Source organism: Stenotrophomonas sp. P5_B8 (assembly GCF_054049855.1).
In genome coordinates, this window is sequence record NZ_JBFULO010000260.1 from 1 (window position 1) to 5,351 (window position 5,351).

The window sequence follows — 5,351 nt, forward strand, 5'->3', positions numbered from 1 at the left end:
GTGGTGGGGTCCCCGCTGCTGTTCTCCAGCACGAACACGCCGCGGTGTGCGTCTTCCTGCCCTCCGGCAATGCCGCTGGCGGCGGCCGTGTAGTAGATGTACCACTTGCCCTCGATGCGGTGCAGTTCCGGGGCCCAGATCGAGGTGGCGTTGGGTCCGGTCGCCGGTGGCCGCCACACCGTGATTTCCTGTGCCGCATCAAGCTTGGCAAGATCGGTGGTGGCGCGGATCGCCAGCCGGTCGCCGTGTGTGCCCATGTAGTAGAAAATCTTGCCCTCGCGGGTGATCCAAGGGTCCGGCCCGGACAGCAGAAGTGGATTGTCCGTTGCCGGCGCTATGGCGGATACGCCGCCAGATGCCTGCAGGAGCGCCGTGACTACCAGCGCACGAAGCGTGCCATTGAACATCTTCCCCTCCCGTGGAATGCCGCGCTGACAGGCTTGCCAGCGCCGCACAACCAAATCATATAATCGGACAATAGGCAACACTCCGTCCGCCTTGAGGATTCGCCATGCAGCAGCGTCACACGGACAGCATCATTGGCATCAACTGGGGCAGCTCCAATCTGCGGGCCTACCTGATCGGGGCCGATGGACGAAGGCTGGACGCATACGAGATGCCCGTCGGAGTGGCACTGCTGCAGCGCGAAGGCATGGCCGCCGCCGCCGATGCGATCCGGGCACGGTGGCCCGACGCGGGCCATGCCTATGCCGCCGGCATGATCGGTTCCAACGTTGGTTGGATCGATGCCGGCTATGTGGATTGTCCTGCGGGCGTGGAGGCGGTCGCGCTAAGCCTAGTATCCGCCCGCATCGGTACGCTGGATGTGAGCATCGTGCCCGGCATGGCATGTGTGCGCCCCGTCGACGGTGCGCCCGATGTCCTGCGTGGTGAGGAGACCGAATTGCTGGGCTTGCTCAGTGGTGGAAACATCGGCCTTGATGCCATTGTCGCCCTGCCGGGTACGCACACGAAGTGGATACAGCTCATCGATGGGCGTGTGGACAGTTTCATGACCTCGATGTCGGGTGAACTGTTCGACCGTTTGGCCAGCGCCGGCCTGCTGGCATCCGTGCTTGAGGGGCCCGGCACACCCGGGGCGGCCTTTGCCGAAGGCGTGCGCGCGGCGGCAAACGGTCCGCTCGGGTTGGGCGCCCTGCTCTTCGGCGTTCGCGCGAAGATGATTCGGCGTGCGCTGCCTCGCGACCAGACCAGTTCGTACCTGCGCGGCCTGCTGGTCGGCGCGGAGATCGCCGACGCGCTGGCGCTGTTTCCTTCCCTGAGAGATGCGTCGGTGCCCTTGGTCGGTTCCGGTCCGGTCAACCTGCTCTACCAGGCGGCATTGGCCGAACTGGGCATCGCAGCGCGGCCGACCGCGTCACCGGACGCTGTGGTGCGCGGCTTTTCGGCCATCCATGCGATGACTGCCGCAACGCAGTGACGGTCCGCATTGAGCGCTTGTTGCGTCGCAACGTGCGTATTGTCTGATTATATGTTTTTGTACGCTCCACGACATCGAGAGGGGTCTTGAGCAATGCGTGCTGGCAAGGGGAAAACGGCAGGATTGATCGGCGTATTGGCACTTTCCGCAGCGGGTGTCGCCGAGGGCCAGGAGCGGACGGTGGTGGGCAAGTTGCCGGATGGAACCAAAGTGGAATCCATCTTGCTGCGCGATGGCAGCGGCATGCAGGCCCGGGTTCTGACCCTGGGCGCGGCACTGCATTCGCTGGAAGTCCCGGACCGCGATGGTGCGTTCGCCGACGTGCTGCTGGGCGACAAAGATCTGCAAGCCACGCTGGACAAACCGCAGTACTTCGGCACCATCGTCGGCCGGTTCGCCAACCGGATTGCCAAGGGCCGCTTCACCCTCGATGGGAAGACCTACCAGGTCCCCGTCAACAATGGTCCCAACAGCCTGCACGGTGGAAGCCGGGGATTCGACAAGGTGGTGTGGCAGGTCGTGGACGTCACACCGGACCACGCCACCTTGCGGCATGTCAGTCCCGATGGCGACATGGGCTTCCCCGGCACACTCACGGTCACCGCGACCTATGCCTTGAAGGGCAATGGCCGGCTGGAGATCGACTACAGCGCCACCACCGACGCGCCCACCATCGTCAATCTCAGCAACCACTCCTACTGGAATCTTTCCGGTGAGGGATCGGGCTCGGCGATGGGGCACGAGCTAACCATTCCGGCCAGCGCCTATACGCCGGTGGATGCGACGTTGATTCCCACTGGGGTGCTGCAGCCGGTGGCAGGGACCGCGTTCGATTTCCGCACGCCCAAGGCGATCGGTCGCGACCTGCGCCGGGGCGACGAACCGCAACTGCTGCACGGCCAGGGCTACGATCACAATTGGGTCATCAGCAAGGCGCCGGTGCGTGAACTGCGGGAAGTTGCCCGTGTCCACGACCCGCGCTCCGGTCGCGTGATGACGCTGCTCTCCACTCAGCCAGGGCTGCAGTTCTATTCGGGCAACTTCCTGGATGGCAGCACGGTGGGCAAGAGTAGCCGCGTGTATCGCCAAGGCGATGCGATCGCGCTGGAACCGCAGTTGTTCCCCGATACCCCGAATCAGCCGGCCTTCGGCTCGGCACGACTGGCGCCGGGTGAGACCTATCTGAACCGGATCGTCTACGACTTCACTACGGACCGCGCTGCCAACCAACGCCGCTGATCCCGCGCCCTGCGCACCTGCCGGTCTCTGTGCCGGCACCACCACCACGTAGCGCCCGCCTCCCGGTTTCCGCCAGGACGGGCAGCTCATGATCCAAGGAGATGCATCTGATGCGAAAGTGGCCTTCCCTCTTGCTGGCGACGTTGCTCGCCGTTGCGCCCATGGCGCATGCGACCGAAGCCGCACGCTGGACGCCGGCGCAGGCTGAAAGCTGGTATGCGAAGCAGGAATGGCTGGTGGGGGCGAACTACACCACCYCCAACGCCATCAACCAGCTGGAAATGTTCCAGGCCGACACTTTCGACCCGGAAGCCATCGACCGCGAGCTTCGTTGGGCGCACGAGCAGTTCGGCATGAACACCATGCGCGTGTACCTCCACGATCTGCTCTGGCAGCAGGACCCGCAGGGCTTCATCAAGCGCGTGGATACGTTCCTGAGCATCGCTGAAAAGCATGGCATCCGCCCGATGCTGGTGCTGTTCGACAGCTGCTGGGACCCGGACCCGAAGCTGGGCCCGCAGCACCGCCCCATTCCCGGCGTGCACAACTCCGGCTGGGTGCAGAGCCCGAGCCGCCACATGCTGGTGGACCCAGCCAACGACAAGCACTTCCGCGAGTACGTGGAAGGCGTGGTCGGCGCATTCGCCAAAGACAAGCGCGTGCTGGCCTGGGACCTGTGGAACGAGCCGGACAACCCCGGTGGCGGCAACTACATGGACAAGCAGTTGAAGGGCGAGCAGGAGCGCATCGCCGGGCTGTTGCCCCAGATCTTCGATTGGGCGCGTGCCCAAAAGCCGGTGCAGCCGCTCACCAGCGGCGTGTGGATCGGTGATGACTGGTCACCGGGCGCCGCCTCCCTCACCTCGATCCAGCGCACGCAGTTGGAGCGCTCGGACGTGATCACCTTCCACAACTACGAGCAGCCTGAAGCATTTGTGTCCCGCATCGAGCAACTGCGCAAGTATGGCCGCCCGCTCATCTGCACCGAGTGGCTTGCCCGCGGCGCCGGCTCCAATGTGGACACGATCCTGCCGATCGCCCGCCGCGAGAACATCGGGATGATCAACTGGGGCTTCGTTGACGGCGCGATCCAGACCCGCTTCCCTTGGGACAGCTGGCAGCGCCCGTACACGATGGAGGCACCGACCGTGTGGTTCCACGACCTGCTCAACGCCGATGGCACGCCGTATCGCGCTCGAGAGGCGGAGCTGTTCCGCACCCTGGCAAAAACGCCGCGCAAGTCCGTTCCTGCCTTCTGACACCTGACGGCCCGCCATCGACCGATGGCGGGCCACCCGCCGCGCTCGCTTTCCGGAATCCGGAGATACCGCCATGACTCGCCATTCCTCCCGCACCCTGCTCTCCCTGGCCATCCTGTCCGCCCTTGCCCTGCCCGCCCTAGTGCAGGCGCAGACTGCGGGTGCGGTAAATGTGGCCACGCCTGACCCGGCTGCGCAGCCCACCGCCGTTGACCTGGATACCGTCACGGTTACCGCGCTGCGCCAGAGCCTGCAGACCGCCCAGACGATCAAACAGGAGGCGGCGATGGTGGTCGACTCGATCGTCGCCGAGGACATCGGCAAGCTGCCCGACAACAGTGTGGCCGATGCGCTACAACGCGTAACTGGGGTGCAGATCGCCCAAGGCAGCCAAGGCGAAACCACCGGCGTTGTGATCCGCGGACTTCCCAACGTGATCAGCACGTTAAACGGCCGCGAGATTTTCAGCAGTTCCGGTCGTGGGTACGCGTTCCAGAACTTGCCGGCCACCGCCATCAAGAGTCTGAACGTCTACAAGAGCAGCGAGGCCAGTTTGCCGCTCGGCGGCATCGCCGGCCTGGTGGATATCCAGCTGCGCCGCCCACTCGACTTCGATGGCGCTGAAATTGCTGGCACTGTCACCGGCACCCACAGTAAGTACGCCGGCGATATCGATCCCTCGGCCAGCCTGCTGTTGAGTAACCGCTGGGATACCGATGCAGGTGAGATCGGTGCGATGGTCAACTTCGGCTATATCGGCAAGCGTTACGCATACGACGCGGTCTGGGGCGACTTCCCTAAGGTGCTGGAGAACCCCGGCGGCTCGCCGATGCGGACCGATGACGGCAACCTGATCGCGGCGCCCAACGGCTGGGGCACCAACTACAACCATGGCGACCGCAAGCGCAGCGCATTCAACTATGCCCTGCAGTGGAAGCCGAGCGAGAACACCGAGGTCTACGTCGAAGGTCTTTACGACTACGTGCGCGACGACTATGACCAGGCGTTCCTCTTCAGTTTCCCGGTCGGCGTGGTGCCGCCCACCGGGCTGCAGGTGGGCAGCAACTGCTATCCCAACCAGCTGGCGGGCCCGCTCTCGGGTCAGACCATCTGCGATGCCACCAGTGGTTCCTGGACCGGTGATACCTACGCGGCCAGCAGTACCCAGGCTCACAAGCAGCGCGGCCAGGACATTCAGAACGCGCTCGGCTTCAAGTGGAATGGCGACCAGCTGCACCTCTCCACCGAGGTCGCGCGCACGTCCGGCTATTACCGCGATGAGAACTTCATCATCGATACGTTCTTGAGCGGTCCGATCACAACGGTGTGGGATGGCACGGCCGGCAATCATCAGAATTGGTACCTGGCGGGCGACCCGGCCATGGATCCGTCACGGTTCTATCTGAATGGTC

The 5,351-nt window shown here is 64.3% G+C and carries 5 protein-coding genes; 4 read left to right on the forward strand and 1 reads right to left on the reverse strand.

What is annotated here, in order from left to right:
• A partial coding sequence (locus tag ACXJKH_RS13815) for a family 43 glycosylhydrolase (RefSeq protein ID WP_457320084.1) occupies window positions 1-407 on the reverse strand: 407 nt, incomplete at its 3' end.
• 104 nt (window positions 408-511) lie between these two features.
• Between ACXJKH_RS13815 and ACXJKH_RS13820 the strand changes: the two genes are divergently transcribed.
• The 4 genes from ACXJKH_RS13820 to ACXJKH_RS13835 all read left to right on the forward strand — a co-directional run.
• Window positions 512-1,441: a 2-dehydro-3-deoxygalactonokinase gene (locus ACXJKH_RS13820; protein ID WP_457320086.1), complete on the forward strand. Its 930-nt coding sequence runs from the start codon at window positions 512-514 to the stop codon at window positions 1,439-1,441.
• A 93-nt stretch (window positions 1,442-1,534) separates the two neighbouring features.
• The gene (locus tag ACXJKH_RS13825) at window positions 1,535-2,680 is read left to right on the forward strand and encodes an aldose epimerase family protein (RefSeq protein ID WP_457320088.1); all 1,146 of its coding nucleotides are present in this window, start codon (window positions 1,535-1,537) and stop codon (window positions 2,678-2,680) included.
• Between the two features lie 110 nt (window positions 2,681-2,790).
• Window positions 2,791-3,939: a cellulase family glycosylhydrolase gene (locus ACXJKH_RS13830; RefSeq protein WP_457320089.1), complete on the forward strand. Its 1,149-nt coding sequence runs from the start codon at window positions 2,791-2,793 to the stop codon at window positions 3,937-3,939.
• Between the two features lie 286 nt (window positions 3,940-4,225).
• Window positions 4,226-5,351 (forward strand): TonB-dependent receptor plug domain-containing protein (locus ACXJKH_RS13835; RefSeq protein WP_457320091.1); only part of this gene is annotated, 1,126 nt, incomplete at its 3' end.